This is a genomic window from Geminocystis sp., from assembly GCF_041753295.1.
In the GTDB taxonomy this organism is placed as follows: Bacteria; Cyanobacteriota; Cyanobacteriia; order Cyanobacteriales; family Cyanobacteriaceae; genus Geminocystis.
In genome coordinates, this window is sequence record NZ_JBGSUU010000074.1 from 1 (window position 1) to 20216 (window position 20216).

The following is a 20216-nucleotide window of genomic DNA, read 5'->3' on the forward strand; positions in this document are numbered from 1 at the left end:
ACAAAGATGATTTTGCTTTCCTTTTTTAATTCCATTTTTGTGAATATGTTTAGACCCGCACTCTGGACATTGTATCATTTTTTTATTTTTGATAATTTGACCCCTTTATCTAAAAATCATACCTTAATTCAGCAACGCCGGCATTTATACAGGTTTTTCAGTAGATGCTTTAACTTTTATTGCTAGTGATGATGATGCAGGGGAAGGTAATGATAGCTTAGTAACTTTTAATGCAGTGGCAGGAACTACTTATCAAATTGCCGTAGATGGTTTTGGTGCTTCTAGGGGGAATATTCAGCTAACATTAAATTTAACGCCTAATGTTTTCACTGGAGATGCTGGAGATAACGTTCTTAATGGTACTCCCATTGCTAATATTTTTATTGGCAGTGCTGGTAATGATATTATCAATGGAGATACTGGTACTGACACTGCTGATTATAGTTCTTTAGGACAAGCAATCACTCTTAAACCTACGGGAATACTTATAAAAGGAGGGGGATTAGGAGAAGACAATCTTAACAGTATTGAAAGAATTATTGGTACTTTCGGACTAGCAAATACCATTGATACTTCTGAGATACTTGATCCGACTATTAATATAAACGTAAATTTAGGGAGTAATAATTTAACCGTCAATGGTGCAGGTTTAAGCAATCCCAGTTTTACTATAATTAACTTCCTCAACGTTATTGGTACGGCAGGAAGCGATAGCATTAATGGTAATAACGTTAATAATATTCTTTCGGGAGGTGCTGGTACAGATGTTTTAAATGGCCGTACAGGAGCAGATTCTTTAAATGGTGGAGTTGGTAACGATACCTATTTTGTTGATAACTTAGGGGATGTTGTAACGGAAGGTTTTAATCAAGGGGTTGATTTAGTTAATAGTTCTGTTACTTATACTTTAGGTGCTAATCAAGAAAACCTTACTTTAACAGGAGGAGCTAGTATTAATGGTACGGGTAATAATTTAAGTAATCGCATCACGGGTAATATAGGAGTCAATATCTTAAATGGCGGCACTGGTCGAGATACCCTTGTAGGTGGAGGTAGTAATGATACTTATTTTGTTGATAATATACTAGATGTTGTAACTGAAGGTGCTAATCAAGGGGTTGATTTAGTTAATAGTTCCGTTAATTATACTTTAGGTGCTAATCAAGAAAACCTTACTTTAACGGGTAATGGAAATAGAAACGGTACTGGTAATACCTTAAATAACCGTATCACGGGTAATAATGGATCAAACACATTAAGTGGTGGTGTTGGCAATGATACCATTATTGGTGGTGGTGGTAACGATACCATTATTGGTGGAGCTGGTAATGATAGCCTTACTGGAGGTACTGGTAATGACACTTTCCGTTTTAATTCATCATCAGAAAAAATTGATCGAATTACAGATTTTTCCGTAGTTAATGATACTATTGCCATTCGTGGTGTCGGTTTTGGCGGTGGTTTAGTGGTTGGTATTTTACCCACTACTCGATTTAAAATTGGTTCATCGGCAACTACTTCTACTCAACGTTTCTTCTACAATTCTGGTAGTGGCGGTTTTTTCTTTGATGTAGATGGTAGCGGTGCAACCGCAGCAGTTCAAATCGCTACTTTAAATACTGGATTGGCATTAACTAATCAAGATATTCTCGTTGTTTAATAAAAAAAAACTTATACATATAATTGGGGATTTTTTCCCCTTTTGGTTGATTAGGTTCATAAATATTCCTTTACCTTAAATAAGTTCAATATTTAGATGGAATATACTAATTATAAAATTCTTTTTTCAAATTTAGTTATAAAACTGTTTTTGAAAACTAAGCTATAAATAAAGTTTAGCTGATAAGTTGGGGGGTGAAGTTAAAATTCTTCTCCATAATCTTTGATTTGGTTACGGGAGAATGTCAACAACAATCAGTATCATGAAGGGTTGTAATAATTAATTATTCTCTATTCTATCTTATCTTTACTAATAGCTTTAGTTCAAAAGAAGTACAAAATCAAAATAAGTTAAACAAGCTCAATATTTAGATTGAATACAGATATTTTCAGGTAAGATTGACTATTGAGACTTATTACATTGATTAATTATGGATTTTTCTAGTCAAATTGGTAGTCAATTGAATGCAACGGCTATTCTTCCCGAAGCCATCGTCATCGTTACTCTATTATTAGTATTAATTGGGGATTTAATTTTTGGGCGTAAATCTAAGTCATGGTTGCCTTATTTTGCCATTGCAGGTTTACTAGCTTCCGTTGTTGCTTTATTCTACGGTTGGGATAATCCTAATCCTACCTCTTTTTTAGGTTCTTTTACCACCGATAATCTTAGTATTGTCTTTAGAGGCATTATTGCCCTTTCTACGGCTATCACTATTTTATTATCTATCGCTTATATTGAAAATACAGGCACTTCTCTAGCCGAATTTATCGGTATCATGTTAACCGCTACTTTAGGGGGAATGTTTTTGTCTGGTGCATCGGAATTAGTGATGATTTTCGTTTCTTTAGAGATGCTTAGTATTTCCTCTTATTTACTAACAGGTTATATGAAGCGAGATCCTCGATCTAATGAAGCGGCTTTGAAATATTTATTAATCGGTGCGGCTAGTTCAGCCATTTTCCTTTATGGTTCATCTTTACTATATGGACTTTCAGGAGGGTTGACTGATATTAATAGTATTTCCGCTACTTTAAAACAAGGAGAAGGTTTAGAGTCTCTTGGCTTAGCCGTTGCTTTAGTTTTTGTCATCGCTGGTATTGCTTTTAAAATTTCTGCTGTACCTTTTCACCAGTGGACTCCTGACGTATATGAAGGTTCACCTACTCCTGTAGTTGCTTTCTTATCTGTCGGCTCAAAAGCGGCTGGTTTTGCCATCGCTATTCGTTTATTAGTAACAGCGTTCGCCCCTGTAACCGAACAATGGCATTTTATCTTTACTGCCTTAGCAATTCTAAGTATGATATTAGGTAACGTGGTAGCTTTAGCCCAAACTAGCATGAAACGGATGTTAGCATATTCTTCCATCGGTCAAGCAGGTTTTGTGATGATTGGTTTTGTGGCTAGTAGTCAAGCTGGTTATTCTAGTATGATATTTTACCTGTTTCTTTACCTATTCATGAATTTAGGGGCATTTGCCTGTGTCATTCTCTTTGCCTTAAGAACTGGAACTGATAAAATTAGTGATTATGCAGGATTATATCAAAAAGATCCCCTATTAACTCTCGGATTAAGCCTATGTTTGCTCTCTTTAGGCGGTATTCCCCCTTTAGCTGGGTTTTTTGGCAAAATTTACATTTTCTGGGCAGGTTGGCAATCAGGACTTTATGGCTTAGTATTAGTAGCTTTAGTTACTAGCGTCATTTCCATTTACTACTATATTCGGGTAGTAAAAATGATGGTAGTAAAAGAACCTCATGAGATGTCAGAAGTAGTGAAAAAATATACTCCCATTCGTTGGAATATGCCCGGAATGCGCCCCATTCAAGTTGCTATCGTGTTTTTACTCGTCGCCACTTCTATACTCGGCATTTTATCTAACCCCATCGTTAATATTGCCAATGAATCTGTCAGTAGTAGTGTTGTCTTAAAAGCCTCTATGACTAAAGCCAGTATTAATAATATGTCTGTTACTGATGTAAAAACTGTTTTATAAAAGGTTTTAGGTTTTAGGTTTTGGGTTTTAGGTTTTAGGTATCAGGTTTTAGGTTTTAGGTTTTAGGTATTAGGTATCAGGTTTTAGGTTTTAAATAATGAATTTATAGATACTATTCAACATTATTTCTAACTTCTAACTTCTAACTTCTAACTTCTAACTCCCAGTTTCCTTTTATCTTCTAACTCCTAACTCCCCGTTTCCTTTTATCTCCTAACTCCTAATCCCTTTGTGGAAGAGTCGAAAAACTGTATATTGATAATGGTATAAAAAATAACTTATTTATGAGAACTAATTATTGTGGCGATTTACGCCTTGAACATTTAGATAAAATTGTAACTGTTTACGGTTGGGTTGATCGAAGAAGAGATCATGGTGGTGTTATCTTTATCGACTTGCGTGATCGTTCTGGTGTAGTACAAATAGTCAGCGATCCAATTCGTACCCCTGAATCATACCAAAATGCCGAAAGTTTGCGCAATGAATATGTAGTAAAAATCACGGGTAAAGTATCACAGCGCCCTCCTGAATCCCTTAATTCTAAGTTACCTAGTGGGGAAATCGAAATTTATGCCACAGAAATAACTTTACTTAACGCCGTTGCTAAACAGTTACCCTTCCAAGTTTCCACCATTGAAGATGAAAACGTTAGGGAAGATTTAAGGCTTAAATATCGCTACTTAGATTTAAGACGAGAGCGCATGAGTCGTAATTTACAGTTACGTCATCAAGTAGTTAAAGCCATGCGTCGTTTTCTTGAAGATAATCAGAATTTCATGGAGATTGAAACTCCTATCTTAACTCGTTCTACTCCCGAAGGTGCTAGAGATTATCTTGTGCCTTCTAGGGTAAATGAAGGGCAATGGTATGCTTTACCTCAATCACCTCAGTTATTTAAGCAATTGTTGATGGTGTCTGGATTTGATCGCTATTATCAGATTGCACGATGTTTCAGAGATGAAGATTTACGCGCCGATAGACAACCTGAATTTACTCAACTTGATATGGAAATGAGTTTCATGTCAGAAAACGAGATAATTGAGCTTAACGAGGCTTTAATCTGTCATATATTCAAAAACGTCAAAAATATTGATTTACCCCGTCCTTTCCCCCGTTTAACCTACGCAGAAGCAATGAATCAGTATGGTAGCGATCGCCCAGATACCCGTTTTGAGTTAAAATTAGTGGATGTATCAGACATCATGAAAGATTCAGGGTTTAAAGTATTTGCTTCAGCTATTTCTAGCGGTGGAAAAGTAAAGGTATTACCCATCCCAGACGGTAACGATAAAATTTCCAATGTGAGGATAAAACCGGGAGGGGATTTATTCACCGAGGCAACTATTGCTGGTGCGAAGGGTATTGCTTATATTAGAGTAAGAGAAAATGGCGAAATTGACACCATCGGCGCGATTAAAGATAACCTAACTTCTGAGCAAAAACAGATATTATTAGATAAAACTGGTGCAAAACCCGGGCATTTACTATTATTTAGTGCAGGAGACACAATTACTGTCAATAAATCTCTTGATCGCTTAAGATTAGTTATAGGTGAACAATTAGGGTTAATTGATGAAGATAAATTTAACTTGGTTTGGGTAACAGAATTTCCCATGTTTGAGTAGAATGCTGATGAAAAACGTCTTGAAGCCTTACATCATCCTTTCACTGCACCAAATCCTAACGACTTACATGACTTAGCAAATGCACGGGCGTTGGCTTATGATTTAGTGTTAAATGGAATCGAAATCGGAGGAGGAAGTTTAAGAATTTATCAAAGAGAAATCCAAGAAAAAGTTTTTGCTACTATTGGTTTATCAGAAGAAGAAGCTAAAAATAAATTCGGCTTTTTACTAGAGGCTTTTGAATATGGCACACCACCTCATGGAGGTATTGCCTATGGATTAGATCGTATGGTAATGTTATTAGCGAAAGAAAATTCTATTAGAGATGTGATTGCTTTTCCAAAAACTCAACAAGCCAGTTGCTTATTAACTGAAGCACCAGCACAAGTTGATAGTAAACAACTTAAAGAGTTATATATAGCTTCAACTTATAAAGGTAAGTAAATTAGTTTTTGCTTTTTATTTCTCCCCAGTGGGCATTGCCCACAGTCATCTTTTTTGTAATCATAAGATAAAAACAAAGAACTTGAGCTGATTGTCCGAAAATTAACAAAAAACTCAAATTCTCTGATTTTGACAGTTGACAGTTGACAGTTGACAATTAAAAGCTAAAAGCTCTAAATTAAATTATACCACCAGATCCTTTAAAAAATCTTTTTTATGTCTGAAATTTTCATTAATCTTGATGCTAATTTTATTTTTGTTTTAATGTTATTACATTGTTTTATTGGTTTATGTGCTGGTATTGTCGCTGACATAAAAGGTTATTCTTTTCTTTTATGGTTATTAATCGGCTTAACTGGTGGCACATTTGCCTTGATTGCTTCTTTAAGGCTTCAATCTAAATGCTGAATTATCTACCACAAAAGCATAATTTCAATTTTAAAAATTAATAATTATTATGAGTATCGGTATTTGGATTTTAGGGAATCAATTAAGTCATGAAAATACGGCTTTAAATAGTATTTTAACTGAAAAATTGTCCGCAAAAATAATTTTTATTGAATCACTTAATTTTGTCCAACAAAGATGTTATCATCAACAAAAGTTAATTTTTATTTGGTCAGCTATGAGACATTTTGCTCAACAGTTACAAGCTGAAAATTATAATATTGACTATAAAATTGGTTTAGATTTTTTATCCATTTTAACTGCATGGATACAAGAAAATAATATCACTCAATTAAGACTAATGTTACCATGCGATCGCCCATTTTTAAAGTTAATAAAAGCATGGAATTTACCTTGTCAAATAAAATTTTATCCTAACAATAATTTTTTGTGGCAACCAGAGGAATTTCAACAATGGGCAAAATCAAGAAAAAGATTAATATTAGAAGATTTTTATCGAGAAAGTCGTAAAAAATGGCACATATTACTAACTGAAAATAATCAACCCATAGGAGGAAAATGGAATTTAGATAAAGAAAATAGACAACCGCCAAAGAAGAATTTATCTCCTCCGAAAACATTATTTTTTCCTCCTGATAATATCACCTTAGAAGTTAAAGAAAAAGTAAAAAAATTAAATATTAATACCTATGGTAAAAGTGATAACTTTAGTTGGGCAGTAACAAGAAAAGATGCGTTAAAAGTATTAAATAATTTTATTAATAACTGTTTAGAAAAATTTGGTAAATATCAAGATGCCATGATAACTAATCAAGAATTTATGTGGCATAGTTTAATTTCTCCTTATTTAAACATTGGATTATTACAACCTTTAGAAGTAATAAAAGCGGTAGAAAAAACTTATTTTGATGATAATTTACCTTTAAATTCTGTAGAAGGATTTATTCGTCAAATTTTAGGATGGAGAGAATATATGTATGGAATTTATCACTATGTAGAAGAAGACTATTTTCAAGGTAATTATTTTAACCATCAACAACCTTTGCCTGACTTTTTTTGGGATAGTAGTAAAACAAAAATGAATTGCTTAAATCAAGTCTTAAAACAAACGGAAAATACTGGTTATGCCCATCATATTCAAAGATTAATGATATTAAGTAATTATGGTTTAATTGCAGGAATTTCTCCTCAAGCCTTAGAAGACTGGTTTCATAGTGTTTATATTGATGCTTATGATTGGGTAATGCAAACTAATGTATTAGGCATGGGGCAATTTGCCGATGGAGGTATTTTAGCTTCTAAACCCTATGCTTCTTCTGCTAATTATATTCATAAAATGAGTGATTATTGCACTAATTGTCAGTATAATTATAAAGAAAAAAGTACAGAAAATGCTTGTCCTTTTAATTATTTATATTGGGATTTTTTACATCGTCATGAAGATAAATTAAAATCTCAAGGAAGAATGAATTTAGTGTTAAAACATCTTGAAAAAATATCTCCTGAAACATGGGAAAAAATTAAATATTTAAAACAGCTAAATTTAAACCATAAAATTAATACCTAATTATAGTTTGTGCATGGAAATCAGAAGAATATTAAAATTAACTGTTTAGAAACACTACATTAACAAAAAAGTGCGAAGTTTTGAGGATTTTTATTTCTCAAGTGAACACTTTTTACCTTATCTTTATTAAATACGACTATAATCATTGTATATATAATAGCATCAAAATCTTGATTTCTCCTGTCTCCTGTCTTCTATCTTCTAACTTCATCACTCATACTTTTTTAGCAAAGCCTAATGGGAGATTTATGAAATAGATTTTAAATCATTATTTAAAGGTAAAATATTAATTAAAAATGCTAAAGTTATTGTTAATTTTCTTTATTTTATAGTTTTTTTTTCAAAAGTTAAAGACTATTATTATAGTATAATTAACCTTATTTATTAATATATATTCCCAAGAATAACAAATGAAAATATTAATTTTATCTACTTCTGTAGGTGCATTAAGTTCAGGTATCGGCGGCGGCGTAGAATTAACAATATATAATCTTATTCACGAGATGCAAAAACGTAACCATCTTGTAAAAGTAATTGCACCCAAAGGTTCATTTTTTGATAATGCGGATATAATAGAAATAGAAGGTAATTTACATATTCCTGCTCAAACTCAAAGTCGTGATATTCCTACGGTTATGCCAGAAAATTCTGTCTTAGCTAATATGTGGGAATATGCTCGAAAAATACAATCTGATTATGATGTATTAATAAACTTTGCTTTTGATTGGCTACCTTTTTACCTTACTTCATTTTTTGATACTCCTATCGCTCATTTTATTAGTATGGGATCATTATCCGATAGTTTAGATCAAATTATGACCGAAACTGCTAAAAAATATCCCCACAATTTTGGCGTTTATACTCCTTCTCAAGCACAAACTTTCCCTTTTTCAGATATTTGTCAACATTTAGGGAGTGGTATTGATTTATCATTATATGAATTTAGAGAAAAACCAGAGAAAAAATTGGCATGGTTAGGTAGAATTGCACCAGAAAAAGCCTTAGAAGATGCCGTTAAAGCCTCACAAATATCTCAAATTCCGTTACTAATTTTTGGCAAAATTCAAGACGAAGATTACTGGCAAAATATTCTTCAACAACATCCTAATGCACCTATAGAATATAAAGGTTTTCTTTCTACTATTGATTTACAAAAAGAATTAGGTTACTGTCAAGCCTTATTAATGACTCCTCGTTGGATAGAAGCCTTTGGAAATGTTGCTATCGAAGCCTTAGCCTGTGGTGTCCCTGTGATTAGTTATGCTAGAGGTGGTCCTTCTGAAATCATTATCCATGAAAAAACAGGTTTTTTAGTTACTCCTGATAGTATCGAGGGATTAGTTTCTGCCATTAGTCGTATTTCCGAAATTAATCGTCAAGATTGTCGAGAATATGCACAACAAAAATATTCTTTGCCTGTCTGGGGTGATGGTTTTGAAAAGTGGCTAAAATTAGTTAGGAAAAATTAGCTTTTATATCTTCGTTTTTCATTAAAATGACTTTTTCTAACAACATTAACCAATTACGCTCTTCAATACTTATATTCTCGCTATTGAGAGCATTTTTGATCCATTTTTGATCCTCTTTATTTATCATTGAAATAGGAATATTGCAAAGACGAGATAAATCCCAACGCCATATTTTTAATGTGCGATCGCCACTTCCACTAATTAAAGTTTCACCGTCAGAAGTTATATGTAGTGCAGTAATACTATCTTGATGTCCTGTCAAAACTGCGACATTTTCTCCCGTATTAAGATTCCATAACTTAATAGTGTTATCTTTACTTCCAGTAGCTAACAAAAGCCCATCATGACTAATAGTTAAGCAGAATATTGCATCTTCATGACCGATTAAAGTTTTTTGTAATTCTCCCGTGGATAATTTCCATAATTTTACGGTATTATCTTCACTACCACTAACTAAAGTTTTTCCGTCAGGAGTGATAGCTAAACACCAAATTTTCCCTTGATGATCTTTTAGTGTAGCGATTTCTGTAACTTTAGATAATGACCATAATTTTATGGTATGATCTTGACTAGCACTAGCCAAAATTTGATTATCAGGACTTATGGCTAAATCCCAAATACCATCGTCATGACCTGTTAAAGTATATTTATGATCTCCAATAGGTAAAGAATAAACTCTGATACTATTATCTTTTTTCCCTCCAGCAGATATTAAAAGAGTATCATCATCACTGATAATTACTTTCTCCACTTCCCGTTGATGTCCACGCAAATTTTTGTATAATTTTCCGGGGGGATATTGCCATAAACGAACTTCTTGATAACTACCACTAGCGATCATTTTACCATCTCCTGTCATAGCTAATGACCACACTGAAGCCACATTTGCTGATAAATTACTGATTAAATTTCCATCAGGTAAACGCCATATAGAAATAGTTTTATCACGACTACCACTAGCTAAAATTTTCCCGTCTTTACTTAAACAAATGCTTGTAACTCCTTTCAAATGTCCTTTTAGCCCATGAATTAATTTTCCTTCATTTATATCCCAAAGGCGAATAATATCGTCTCCTACGCTAATTAAAGTTTTACCATCAGGAGTTACCACAATGGCTTTGATACTTTGAGTATGTCCTGTAAGAGTATGAATACAACGAATTAATTTACCTTGAGGTGGAGTTTTTGTTTTAATACTTTTAAGGATTTTACTATATTCATTAAATTTGCTTTTGTCTTCTGGATTATCAAAACGAATATTCTCTAATCTTTTAACAATGGTTTTCGCAAAAATTATGGGTATAAACTTCACTAATAACCAAATAGTTTCCCCATGTTTACCATTAGCTAAAACATCAATAATAGTTTCCCATTGAGATAAATTAATTATGGAGATTCTTCTGCCTTCTTTCCCCCCTAAAAGCATCCATAACCACTCTAAACGTTTATAAACTTTTCCGTGATTATCAAGACGATTTTTTAATTCTTCTGATGCGTTATAATATATCTCCTCTAAGAATTTGTAATGAGGATCTACTTCTTGATATTTATCCCATTGTTGAGTAAAATAGCAAAATAGTGCAGCTTGAGATGGTTCACTAGGAGTATAACCGCAAACAGTAGCTACTTCTAAGGCATCTTGATTATTTTCTTCACTGGCTAAACGACAAACTTCCTCTTGTAATTGGGAAGTCTTCAAAGACATTAACCATTCTTTCGCTGTTTGTTGAATAAAGGTATCTTCGTCATGAAGTAATGATAGTAATAATGACACAATACCATTACTTTGTTCTTCAATAATTCCTTGCCAACCTAAATTAACCGCCGTTAAAAGTCTTAATTCTAGGGGAGAAGAAGCTACCCAACCTTTTAGTTTTAACAATTTACTTAATTCTGCATCTCTATTTTGCGCCCAGACTAAACAAACTACATCTATTAACTCTTTCTCTGACATTTTTATGTTGCGTAATGTACTTAAAATTAAGTTTCGCAGATTTTTATCCTTGCTAAAGATTAAGGATTTAGTTAGTATTGTTATGGTTTGTACACTTCTTTCTTGGATTAATTCTTTCGCTCCTTGTTGTCTTATGCGATCGCCAATTAAAGGAGTTTCATTGTAAAGTTTTTCTTCTAACTTTTTTAATTTCTCAGCATCCATGAAATTTAATCCAATGTAGTTCTTAAAATAATTATAAGTCAAAATATCCTTAATATCTAAGTTTAAAATTGAGCATAATCATTCTTAATTTTTGTTTGCTTGAGTATTGTTTGTCATTTAATACTTTAATAAGAAAAGTGTAAAATAAGAGAATATAAACTTGTGCTAGAAATATGGGCTTTAAACCCCAAAAACTCTTGATACTATCTTATCCTGATTAAAAATTAATTAAATCATGTTTAAATCTATCGTATTTTCTTCTTTAGTTTTAATTGGCGCTAACCTAGCTATGATACCAGTTATGGCACAAACCCAAGATCCACCAGCGGAAACTTTTCAACCCGGATTTTGGCAACCTGTGGCTAGGGTAGATATAAACAAACCTATTAGTATCAACATTATCAATGAAACTGGATTTGCTTTAAACTATGCCTTGACTGATGCTAGTTTAGAGCCTACAGTAATAGAAGTAGATGGAAAAAGTATCCTTAAAAATATTCAACCTCCTACTTATATCGTTATCTATCCTGATTCTAAGATTCCCAATAGTTCCAGAATTAGTTTAAAATATTTTGTAGAAGTAACCTCAGACAACACGGTAGAATTAACAGTTAAACAGATAGAAAATGTTAGTTTAGGAAATCGTACCTTTAATTTACAACCCACAGGAGCAATTTTTCTCTACTAACTATTAGAATTTGAGAGTTAAATTCATAAGTATTTCTTCTATATCCCTATTCCATCAAACACTTTTTAATAAAACTTTTTTTTGTGGATAAGATTTTTGATCATGAATTATAAATGATTTATGGTTAGGTAACTTATAATTAGTAAAGAAATATTAATAATTATTAAGTTATTTTACAAAAATACCATGCAACAGTTAGAAACAACCTCAAAATCTTACTCTTTAAAAGATTGGCAACAAGGTTATGAGTCTCAACCCCAAGAGTTTGAATATGGGATTGATGACATTGAAGGAGAAATACCATTGGACTTATCTGGTACACTATATCGTAACGGACCTGGTTTATTAGATGTTCATGGTACTCCTTTACAACATCCTTTTGATGGCGATGGTATGATTTGCGCTTTTACCTTTGAAAATGGACGCTGTTTTTTTCGCAATAGTTTTGTCAAAACAAAAGAATATTTAGAAGAACAAAAAGCAGGTAAAATGCTTTATCGTGGTGTATTTGGCAGTCAAAAACCATCAGGGTGGTTAGCTAACTTATTTGATATTCGAGTAAAAAATATTGCTAATACTAATGTTATCTATTGGGGAAATAAATTATTAGCTTTATGGGAAGCCGCGCACCCTTATCGTTTAAATCCCGAAAATTTAGAGACTATCGGTTTAGATGATTTAGACGGTATTTTAGGAAGTGGGGATGTTTTTTCCGCCCATCCTAGAATAGATCCTCATTCACCTTATAATGATGGTAAACCGTCTTTAGTTAATTTCGGCGTAAAACCCGGACTTTCTAGTACTATTACAGTATATGAATTTAATGAATTAGGGAAAATTTTAGCTCAATATAGTCATATTACCCCCGGATTTTCTTTTATTCACGATTTTGTGATTACTCCTAACTATTGCATCTTTTTTCAAAATCCTACTACTTATAACCCTTTTCCTTTTATTTTCGGTTTTCGAGGCGCTGGAGAATGCGTCAATTTTCAAAGTAATCAACCCACAAAAATTATTTTAATTCCTCGTAACGCACCTCATCAAGATGTTATTACTTTAGAAACAGAAGCTGGATTTATTTTTCATCATAGCAATGCTTTTGAAGTCAATAATAACGAAATTGTGGTAGATTCCATTTGTTACGCAGAGTTAACGCAAATTCAATCTGATGCCAATTATAAAGAAGTTGATTTCGAGAAATTAGCACCGGGGCAACTATGGCGCTTTAAAATTAATCTAACCACAAAACAAGTGTCGAAAGAATTAATTAATCCCCGTTGCGTCGAATTCCCTTATGTTAATCCTGAAAATGTGGGACGTGAATATCGCTATGTTTTTATTGGTGCTACTGATAGTGCTAACCAAAATGCACCTTTACAAGCATTACTGAAACTAGATTTAGTCACTAATGAACAACAATTATATTCTTTTGCTCCGAAAGGCTTTGCTGGTGAGCCCGTATTTATACCTAAAAATAATCCACAATCAGAAGATGACGCTTGGATATTAGATTTAATCTATGATTCTAGTCATCATCGCTCAGATTTAGTTATTTTTGATGGTAAAGATATTTCTCACCCCGTAGCAATATTACATTTACGTCATCATATCCCCTACGGATTACATGGTAGTTGGAAAACAAAATAAAACTTAATCACCATGAAAAACTAATTTTTCTCTAATAAGTTGATAAAATTCCTGTCATTAGGAAAGCTATCAATTTATTTTTAATATTAAGTATATTTTCGTGATAATTTATTCTATCTTCACTTAAATTATTCTTTTTCTTTGTAATAAAAACTCTTTAATAAGTTAATTTTTTATCTTAATAAATCTTTATTTTTTTACTATATTTTATCCAATTATTCCGTTTTCTATCTCTTCTATTGATAAGTCTAAAGCCTCCGCAATTTGCTGATTTGTTAACCCTAATTCTTTTAATTTTTTAATAGTTTTTATCTTTATTTTTAAGTCTAAATTATTTTGCTGATTTTCTTTCTTTTTTATATCCTTTTTCTCAGTTTTTTCATTATTAGAGCAAAGATTAATATTCCTAACTTTCACTTTATTTCCTATAATAGGAGACTGAACATTTGAAAAGCCTAATCTTTCGATTGTTGCTTTAAAATTCGACTTATTTATATCTTCTCCTAACGCCTCTGAAAGAATTTTTAATAACTCAGAACCTTTATCTCTGGCATGACCTGTTGTACATGAATATTCTTCTGCAATATCTGAATATTTTTGTCCCTTCAAAACACCTTTTAAAATAGACAATTGCAAATTATCAAGATGCTTTCCTATCTCATTAAATAACAAATGATCTAAATAATCAATTAATTCCTTATCACTCATAACGACAACCATCATTTAAACTTGAAAATTAGTGATTTTCCGTTATTATCCTACATAATCCGTTTTTTTTAAAAGTTTTTTTAAAACTCCCGTTTAAATCCGTTTTTAACCGATTGAAGTATTTTACTAAACATTTTAGAATTGCAAGACAAAAAGTATCTCAATCAAAGTACAAATATTTAAAAGAGATATACATTCACCATTATTTCATGAAGAGAAAAATTTATGTTTAGCTTTATCGGCGGTATTATTGGAGGTATTTGGAATTTTATCTTATCAATCATCTCATTTATTTTAGGTATATTTATCTTTCTGTGGAATTTTGTAATCGGTGTATTAGGATTTTTATGGGGTATTGTAATAGGATTATTAAAATTATGTCTAGCACCATTTCTGGCAATTTGGTTTTTCTTTTTCCCAGCACCAGTTACAGCTAAAACACCTCCTCAAATAGCAAATCAAACTAAAATTGAGCATCAAAAATCCGCACCCGCTAAAAAAGATGATTCATTTATCGAGATATTTCAAAATCCTGTTGAATTAGAAATCAATAAATGGTTTCAAGAAAATTCAACGGTTTATGTTAAAGTAACGGTGAAAAATCATGAAATTCCCTTTTTACAAGTTTCATCAGATAAGTTTTTCTTGACAGATGATAAAAATAGTACCGCAAAATCACAATTTTTTACAATAAAACCAGGTGTTAGTATAATCTCCTCAAGAGAAGTTGCAGAAAATGGCGAAACAACAGGATGGTTAGTGTTTGATATGGGAGATCAATCAGATTATCATACCTTAAAATTTAATTATGGTCTTTTTAAGGATGCCACCGCAAAATTTTAACTTATTCTTGAATTTATAACTAACTCATTGTAGAAACTTCTATCAAAATCGAAATATCTGCGATGGGGAAAATAAATTCCTAAAGCAAAAATATCATGAAAATAAAAATTATTGAACTATAAATGTTTTTATATCCTTGTGAAAATTATCATAACAATTTTTAAGTTTTCTCCCTAAATCAATTATTCTTTCTCAGTTTAAATCATAAGCATATAAATTTCTTACCACATGACGAAAACCTCTAAATTCATTAAGTAGTTGGTAAGTTGTTGGAGAAATAACTGCACAACGTACAGAAGGAATATCTACTAACATTCTATTCAATAATTGTATATGCCAACTTTGTCCTGATGGAATTGAGCCATCTATTTCTTTACTTATTAAGGATAATATTCGCTCTATTCCCATATAAAAATTTTCTAAATATAAAGCTAAACCACTAACTAAGCCTTCTTGATAAATAATATTTTTATTCCTATTAATTAATTCTAATAATTGCTCTATTTTATCAACTAATTGGCGTAATTTATCCAACTCTAAATCAATTTTATTCGACAAATTCATTATAACTCTATTCCTTCATTAATAGACTCTAAAATATAAGGTTTTGCGTATTGTATTTCTACTAAATCAATGGTGAAATATTCGGCAATTTCTAATAAAAAACCTATGGCTTGAAAATAGTCTTTTTCTGATAAATTCCACACGGCTAAATCAATATCTGAGTTATCATTCATGGTTTTATAATTTAATGAAGAGCCAAATAAAACTACTTTTGTTACTCCATATTTAGATTTAAGAAAATCTGCACATCTTTGAGCTATTTCTAATACCTTTATTTGCCTTTTTTTCATCAATTCCAAAAAGTGATTATGATTTTTTCTTTGTAATAAAACCTCATTAATAATTTCTTGTTTTCTTTCAGATGTTAAGATTGTCATAATTTTTTTTAAATGTTTCAACAATAGATCGTATTACATTAGCCACCACACTATTCCCGAATTGTTTATAAGCAATATTATTACTATTACTGAGAATAAAACTATCAGGAAAACCCATGATTCTGGCACATTCTCTCGGTGCTAATTTCCTAATTTTACCATTAATTAAATAAATACCAGTCTTAGCCCCAATACCTCCACCATAAGCTGATAAGGTGATAGCATGACCAAATTGATGATAAATTCTTTCACCTTGCCCACCTTTATTAATCGTACCAATTCTAATGGGTTTTTGTGGATAATTACCTAAAATATCTCTAGTTATATCTAAATTTTCCTTAATTTTTATATCACTTCTATTAATAATAAAATCTTTAGTGTCTGAATCATCTAAACAAAAATCTATCAAACTTTTTGCTTTACCATAACTATTAGGAAAAATAAACTTTTTAACGTTTAAATCTTTTCTAAAACCTAAAATATAGATTCTTTCTCTCTTTTGAGGTACACCAAAATTAGAAGCATTCAAGACTTGATAAAAAACATCATAACCAATCTCATGCAAAGTATTTTCAACAACTTTTAAAGTTTTTCCCTCATCATGTTTAGCAAAATTTTTCACATTTTCTAAGATTAGTAATGACGGTTGATGATATTTAGCAATTCTGACTATATCAAAAAATAAAGTACCCCTAGTATCATTAAATCCTAATTGTTTTCCAGAAATACTAAAGGCTTGACAAGGAAAACCTGCACATAAAATATCATGACTAGGAATCTTATTTTCGGGAATTTTAGTTATATCTCCTTCAGGTAAAATTCCGTAGTTTTTTAAGTAAATTTCCTGACAATGTTTATCCCATTCGGAAGCAAAAACACACTTAGCACCATAATAACTTAATGCTTGATGAAAACCGCCAATTCCTGCAAATAAATCAATAAATTTGAACCCTGTTAACATTAAATTATTTTAAATTTTAGTAAACTTGATCATGATTTCCTATATCAATAAATACAATTTTATCTGTATCAATGAAATAAAAAACTACTCTTTGATCATATTCAATACTAAAACTCCATAAATCTTTGAGTTTTCCTGATAATTTATGAGTTTTTAATCTTGAATCAAAGGGATTATTTTTAAATATTTCTAGTTTATTTCTAAATTTTATTTCTAAATTTATATTACCTTTAATCCTTTTTTATATACTCGTTTAAAGGATTCATCAAAACTTATTTCTAACATTAATTTTCTAAAGACTCCATTAACTCATCTATGTCTGAAGAAAAGTATAATTTACCTTTTTTATGGTTTTCTTTACTAATTAAATAATTATGATAAATTTTTTCTCTTTTATCTTCGATTAAATAATGTTCAATGAGTGATTTTATCTCATTTTTTTCTTCATTAGATAGTTTTTTAACTGCTTCCACTACGTCACTAAAAGTCATATTATTTAATAATTACCTGATTGATTAAATGGTTACTATTATAGCTTGTATCTCATTTAATTAATACTATTCTTATTTTCTAATGTGTCTTATCCATTCACGGCTATTTTCCATATTTTCTCTATCTTTCCACATTCCAATAAAAGATTCTTCATCTATTTTATCAGTAATATCTAAATCTATATTTTCGCTTTTTAATGAGGGATACCGTTTTTTTTATAATTCAATAAAATCGAGTAATAATAATTGTAATTCTTCGGAAAAAGTGTCGATTTCTGCCTTTATTAAATCTGCAATAGTCATAAAATATACCTAATAAATATATCACTTTCTAATAATTTTAATATTAAATAACTCAATATTTATTCATTTTTTACGGGTAAATATCGCACACGATAATTCTTATCTTTGATAGTAATAATTGCCCCATCTTCTAGGATATTTTGACATTCTTCTAAAACAGGATTTAATTTAGATAAAACATAATCAGGATTAGCTTTTTCCAATCTAAAAATAATCACACTTGGCAAAGAATCACCGCTAAAAGCTAACAATTCCCCAAAATCTAAATCGAAGGTGAGAATTATTCTTCCTTCATCTTTTGCCTTCAGAATAATATTGTCATCTGGGAGTGTTTGTAAACCTTCATCTCGAAGATGTATGGCATCATAACCATCATTTCGCAAAGTATTGATGACAGTTTGAGAAACTCCCATATCACCTAAGAATTTCATGCTACTTTCTCCTCAAAACTATAGATTTTTTCATCGGCTAACAAGGAGGCATAGTTAAGGGAGGCTTGAATATCCTCTAATTCTAAGTCAGGATACTCTCTTAAAATTTCTTCGATCAACATATCACTAGCTAATAATTTTAGCACTAAAGCCACTGTAATGCGCATTCCTCGAATACAAGCCCTTCCCCCCATGATTTCAGGGTTAAAGGTGATTCTTCCTAAAATAACTTTTGTATTTTCCATCATCTTCTATTTAATTGCGGTCACAATATTTTATTATAATCAATCAATAGCGACTTTTTATTACTTATTAAAATGAAGGACATATTCAATTTTTATCTAATCATAATATACTAGAAGAAACACTTTTAAATTTGTTAAACAATCAGGAAATAATCAATAATTGGGAAACAATAAAAGATCTGATATATCTTATTGACAATGAAAAAGTTACTATTGATAATACTGTTAAATTTGCGTATATATTTCAAAATCAGTTTTTAGTTTCTAATTTAAAATGTTTAAACAAGATAATAAACTTTATTAAAAATACAGGCATATCAAAAAATGAGCTAGTTTCAATAGTTGAGAAAGGTAATATTAGTCAAATAAGAGAAAAGATAAATATTTTGCAAGAAAAATTAAGTAAAAAAGAACAAGAAATTAACAGTAAAGAAAATGAGATAAATACAACAAATAAACAGCTAAGAAAATTAGAAAGTCAAGTTCAACAATTTAGAGATGAAGCAAAAAAAATACGCAATGAGTTGGATTATTTTTTAGAAGCTAGAAAATAGAAACAAAATGAGTGATTAATATTTTTAGGATAAGATTGTTAACTTAAAATCATTAGGATTTAGAATTTTAATACCTCGAAAAGAATCTAAAACTAACAAGTCTAAATCACCAGTAATAATGAAATCTACTGGAATAGATAAACCAGCTTCTAAAACTATTTTATCCTTTAAATCTCTTAATTCTTTCACTTCTAATATTGACAGATGTTGACATAATATGGTGACAGATTTTATGTTATCTATCAAATCTTTTTCTGAATAGTTTAGCTGTTTTAATCTTTTCTGTAACTTTGATTTTGTTAAAGTATCTTCTAACTCTTTTAATAAAGAATTAGATATATAAATACTCGCTAAATTATTTTCTGTTAAACTAATTATTTCACGAGGCACTCCGCCCCACAATAATCCAGAAATCCAAATATTTGTATCTAATAAAAGTTTCATTATTTAGTCTTGTTTTCTCTAACTTCTTTTGCTAGAGATACAATTTCTTCCATTGATAATTGATCTTCATCTTCTCCTAATTCATCTATTTTTTGCCATAAATTATTTAGGTTTTTTTCTGGTTTTGCTAATTTTTTAATATATTGATATAATTCCGCTAGTTTATCTTCAGGAATGTTATCAATTTCTGCTTTAATTAAATCTGCGATCGACATAAAATACCTCCTAATAATTCTTGAGAATAAATCATAATATATTCAGATTTTATCATAGCGTAACCCCCTCCAATTCATCCTCCGTCATCTCATAAAGACTTTTGATTTTCTCTAATTTCTCCTCATCCGCATCCCAAAAACCGCGCCCATTCGCCTCCAACATCCTCCCCACAATATTACGGAAGGCTTCGGGATTCGCTTCCCTTAACTTATTCGCCATGGCTTGATCTAATACATAAGTATCAACTGCTTGATCATATACCCAATTATCAGTAAAATCCGGCGTTGCTGAATTAAGGTATGATTTTTAGATAAAGGGGTCAAATTATCAAAAATAAAAAAATGATACAATGTCCAGAGTGCGGGTCTAAACATATTCACAAAAATGGAATTAAAAAAGGAAAGCAAAATCATC

Annotated in this window: 20 protein-coding genes and 2 pseudogenes; 10 read left to right on the forward strand and 12 right to left on the reverse strand. The window is 31.0% G+C overall.

What is annotated here, in order from left to right:
* The first annotated feature begins 235 nt into the window (after positions 1–235).
* From ACEW8E_RS08255 to ACEW8E_RS08280, 6 genes and pseudogenes are all read left to right on the forward strand, one after another.
* On the forward strand, positions 236–1660 hold the full coding sequence (locus ACEW8E_RS08255) for a calcium-binding protein (protein WP_373479866.1): 1425 nt from the start codon (positions 236–238) through the stop codon (positions 1658–1660).
* Between the two features lie 430 nt (positions 1661–2090).
* On the forward strand, positions 2091–3656 hold the full coding sequence (locus ACEW8E_RS08260) for an NAD(P)H-quinone oxidoreductase subunit N (RefSeq protein ID WP_373479867.1): 1566 nt from the start codon (positions 2091–2093) through the stop codon (positions 3654–3656).
* A gap of 284 nt (positions 3657–3940) precedes the next feature.
* Positions 3941–5725 (forward strand): annotated as a pseudogene (gene aspS, locus ACEW8E_RS08265) (aspartate--tRNA ligase).
* Between the two features lie 216 nt (positions 5726–5941).
* Positions 5942–6133 (forward strand): hypothetical protein, encoded by a 192-nt coding sequence (locus ACEW8E_RS08270; RefSeq protein WP_373479868.1) that lies wholly within the window; start codon positions 5942–5944, stop codon positions 6131–6133.
* Positions 6134–6182: 49 nt separating this feature from the next.
* Positions 6183–7700 carry a cryptochrome/photolyase family protein gene (locus ACEW8E_RS08275; RefSeq protein ID WP_373479869.1) on the forward strand — a complete coding sequence of 506 codons (1518 nt, stop codon included), beginning with the start codon at positions 6183–6185 and terminating at the stop codon, positions 7698–7700.
* 410 nt (positions 7701–8110) lie between these two features.
* Positions 8111–9169, forward strand: coding sequence for a glycosyltransferase family 4 protein (locus ACEW8E_RS08280; protein WP_373479870.1), 1059 nt, complete (start codon positions 8111–8113; stop codon positions 9167–9169).
* Here ACEW8E_RS08280 and ACEW8E_RS08285 read toward each other — a convergent pair.
* Complete coding sequence (locus ACEW8E_RS08285) at positions 9156–11327, reverse strand: WD40 repeat domain-containing protein (protein ID WP_373479871.1); 2172 nt, start codon at positions 11325–11327, stop codon at positions 9156–9158. The two genes, ACEW8E_RS08280 and ACEW8E_RS08285, sit on opposite strands and share 14 nt — an antisense overlap.
* 235 nt (positions 11328–11562) lie before the next feature.
* Here ACEW8E_RS08285 and ACEW8E_RS08290 point away from each other — a divergent pair, with 235 nt between their 5' ends.
* Positions 11563–12015 (forward strand): hypothetical protein, encoded by a 453-nt coding sequence (locus tag ACEW8E_RS08290; RefSeq protein ID WP_373479872.1) that lies wholly within the window; start codon positions 11563–11565, stop codon positions 12013–12015.
* A gap of 186 nt (positions 12016–12201) precedes the next feature.
* A complete protein-coding gene (locus tag ACEW8E_RS08295) occupies positions 12202–13665 on the forward strand; it encodes a carotenoid oxygenase family protein (RefSeq protein WP_373479873.1) in 1464 nt (487 codons plus the stop codon).
* A 207-nt stretch (positions 13666–13872) separates the two neighbouring features.
* Here ACEW8E_RS08295 and ACEW8E_RS08300 read toward each other — a convergent pair whose 3' ends face one another.
* On the reverse strand, positions 13873–14388 hold the full coding sequence (locus ACEW8E_RS08300; RefSeq protein WP_373479874.1) for a hypothetical protein: 516 nt from the start codon (positions 14386–14388) through the stop codon (positions 13873–13875).
* A 210-nt stretch (positions 14389–14598) separates the two neighbouring features.
* On the opposite strand from ACEW8E_RS08300, the gene ACEW8E_RS08305 reads away from it, so the two are divergent.
* Positions 14599–15216: a DUF4352 domain-containing protein gene (locus ACEW8E_RS08305; protein WP_373479875.1), complete on the forward strand. Its 618-nt coding sequence runs from the start codon at positions 14599–14601 to the stop codon at positions 15214–15216.
* Positions 15217–15408: 192 nt separating this feature from the next.
* Here ACEW8E_RS08305 and ACEW8E_RS08310 read toward each other — a convergent pair whose 3' ends face one another.
* From ACEW8E_RS08310 to ACEW8E_RS08340, 7 genes are all read right to left on the reverse strand, one after another.
* On the reverse strand, positions 15409–15780 hold the full coding sequence (locus ACEW8E_RS08310) for a hypothetical protein (RefSeq protein WP_373479876.1): 372 nt from the start codon (positions 15778–15780) through the stop codon (positions 15409–15411).
* Positions 15780–16157 (reverse strand): nucleotidyltransferase family protein, encoded by a 378-nt coding sequence (locus ACEW8E_RS08315; protein WP_373479877.1) that lies wholly within the window; start codon positions 16155–16157, stop codon positions 15780–15782. Before ACEW8E_RS08315 ends, ACEW8E_RS08310 begins: the two co-directional genes overlap by 1 nt.
* Positions 16138–17118 carry a DNA cytosine methyltransferase gene (locus tag ACEW8E_RS08320; protein WP_373479878.1) on the reverse strand — a complete coding sequence of 327 codons (981 nt, stop codon included), beginning with the start codon at positions 17116–17118 and terminating at the stop codon, positions 16138–16140. The genes ACEW8E_RS08315 and ACEW8E_RS08320 overlap by 20 nt, the downstream gene beginning before the upstream one ends.
* Positions 17119–17134: 16 nt before the next feature.
* Positions 17135–17353 carry a type II toxin-antitoxin system YafQ family toxin gene (locus ACEW8E_RS08325; RefSeq protein ID WP_373479884.1) on the reverse strand — a complete coding sequence of 73 codons (219 nt, stop codon included), beginning with the start codon at positions 17351–17353 and terminating at the stop codon, positions 17135–17137.
* A gap of 49 nt (positions 17354–17402) precedes the next feature.
* Complete coding sequence (locus tag ACEW8E_RS08330) at positions 17403–17609, reverse strand: hypothetical protein (RefSeq protein WP_373479879.1); 207 nt, start codon at positions 17607–17609, stop codon at positions 17403–17405.
* Positions 17610–17971: 362 nt separating this feature from the next.
* A complete protein-coding gene (locus ACEW8E_RS08335) occupies positions 17972–18343 on the reverse strand; it encodes a DUF5615 family PIN-like protein (protein ID WP_373479880.1) in 372 nt (123 codons plus the stop codon).
* Positions 18340–18588, reverse strand: a complete 249-nt coding sequence (locus tag ACEW8E_RS08340; RefSeq protein WP_373479885.1) for a DUF433 domain-containing protein — start codon at positions 18586–18588, stop codon at positions 18340–18342. Before ACEW8E_RS08340 ends, ACEW8E_RS08335 begins: the two co-directional genes overlap by 4 nt.
* A gap of 131 nt (positions 18589–18719) precedes the next feature.
* Between ACEW8E_RS08340 and ACEW8E_RS08345 the strand changes: the two genes are divergently transcribed.
* Positions 18720–19142, forward strand: a complete 423-nt coding sequence (locus tag ACEW8E_RS08345; protein WP_373479881.1) for a coiled-coil domain-containing protein — start codon at positions 18720–18722, stop codon at positions 19140–19142.
* Positions 19143–19166: 24 nt separating this feature from the next.
* Here the strand turns inward: ACEW8E_RS08345 and ACEW8E_RS08350 are convergent, their stop codons facing one another.
* From ACEW8E_RS08350 to ACEW8E_RS08360, 3 genes and pseudogenes are all read right to left on the reverse strand, one after another.
* Positions 19167–19586: a putative toxin-antitoxin system toxin component, PIN family gene (locus ACEW8E_RS08350; protein ID WP_373479882.1), complete on the reverse strand. Its 420-nt coding sequence runs from the start codon at positions 19584–19586 to the stop codon at positions 19167–19169.
* Positions 19586–19801: a hypothetical protein gene (locus ACEW8E_RS08355; protein WP_373479883.1), complete on the reverse strand. Its 216-nt coding sequence runs from the start codon at positions 19799–19801 to the stop codon at positions 19586–19588. The genes ACEW8E_RS08350 and ACEW8E_RS08355 overlap by 1 nt, the downstream gene beginning before the upstream one ends.
* A 52-nt stretch (positions 19802–19853) precedes the next feature.
* Positions 19854–20087: pseudogene (locus ACEW8E_RS08360) on the reverse strand (cobaltochelatase subunit CobN); the annotation flags it as partial.
* Between the last annotated feature and the right edge of the window lie 129 nt (positions 20088–20216).

Bases quoted from the DNA above. Each gene is read 5' to 3' on its own strand.
- ACEW8E_RS08260 (WP_373479867.1), top strand. From the start codon at position 2,091: ATGGATTTTTCTAGTCAAATTGGTAGTCAATTGAATGCAACGGCTATT.
- ACEW8E_RS08270 (WP_373479868.1), top strand. From the start codon at position 5,942: ATGTCTGAAATTTTCATTAATCTTGATGCTAATTTTATTTTTGTTTTA.
- ACEW8E_RS08275 (WP_373479869.1), top strand. From the start codon at position 6,183: ATGAGTATCGGTATTTGGATTTTAGGGAATCAATTAAGTCATGAAAAT.
- ACEW8E_RS08280 (WP_373479870.1), top strand. From the start codon at position 8,111: ATGAAAATATTAATTTTATCTACTTCTGTAGGTGCATTAAGTTCAGGT.
- ACEW8E_RS08285 (WP_373479871.1), bottom strand. From the start codon at position 11,327: ATGGATGCTGAGAAATTAAAAAAGTTAGAAGAAAAACTTTACAATGAA.
- ACEW8E_RS08290 (WP_373479872.1), top strand. From the start codon at position 11,563: ATGTTTAAATCTATCGTATTTTCTTCTTTAGTTTTAATTGGCGCTAAC.
- ACEW8E_RS08295 (WP_373479873.1), top strand. From the start codon at position 12,202: ATGCAACAGTTAGAAACAACCTCAAAATCTTACTCTTTAAAAGATTGG.
- ACEW8E_RS08300 (WP_373479874.1), bottom strand. From the start codon at position 14,388: ATGATGGTTGTCGTTATGAGTGATAAGGAATTAATTGATTATTTAGAT.
- ACEW8E_RS08305 (WP_373479875.1), top strand. From the start codon at position 14,599: ATGTTTAGCTTTATCGGCGGTATTATTGGAGGTATTTGGAATTTTATC.
- ACEW8E_RS08310 (WP_373479876.1), bottom strand. From the start codon at position 15,780: ATGAATTTGTCGAATAAAATTGATTTAGAGTTGGATAAATTACGCCAA.
- ACEW8E_RS08315 (WP_373479877.1), bottom strand. From the start codon at position 16,157: ATGACAATCTTAACATCTGAAAGAAAACAAGAAATTATTAATGAGGTT.
- ACEW8E_RS08320 (WP_373479878.1), bottom strand. From the start codon at position 17,118: ATGTTAACAGGGTTCAAATTTATTGATTTATTTGCAGGAATTGGCGGT.
- ACEW8E_RS08330 (WP_373479879.1), bottom strand. From the start codon at position 17,609: ATGACTTTTAGTGACGTAGTGGAAGCAGTTAAAAAACTATCTAATGAA.
- ACEW8E_RS08335 (WP_373479880.1), bottom strand. From the start codon at position 18,343: ATGAAATTCTTAGGTGATATGGGAGTTTCTCAAACTGTCATCAATACT.
- ACEW8E_RS08340 (WP_373479885.1), bottom strand. From the start codon at position 18,588: ATGGAAAATACAAAAGTTATTTTAGGAAGAATCACCTTTAACCCTGAA.
- ACEW8E_RS08350 (WP_373479882.1), bottom strand. From the start codon at position 19,586: ATGAAACTTTTATTAGATACAAATATTTGGATTTCTGGATTATTGTGG.
- ACEW8E_RS08355 (WP_373479883.1), bottom strand. From the start codon at position 19,801: ATGTCGATCGCAGATTTAATTAAAGCAGAAATTGATAACATTCCTGAA.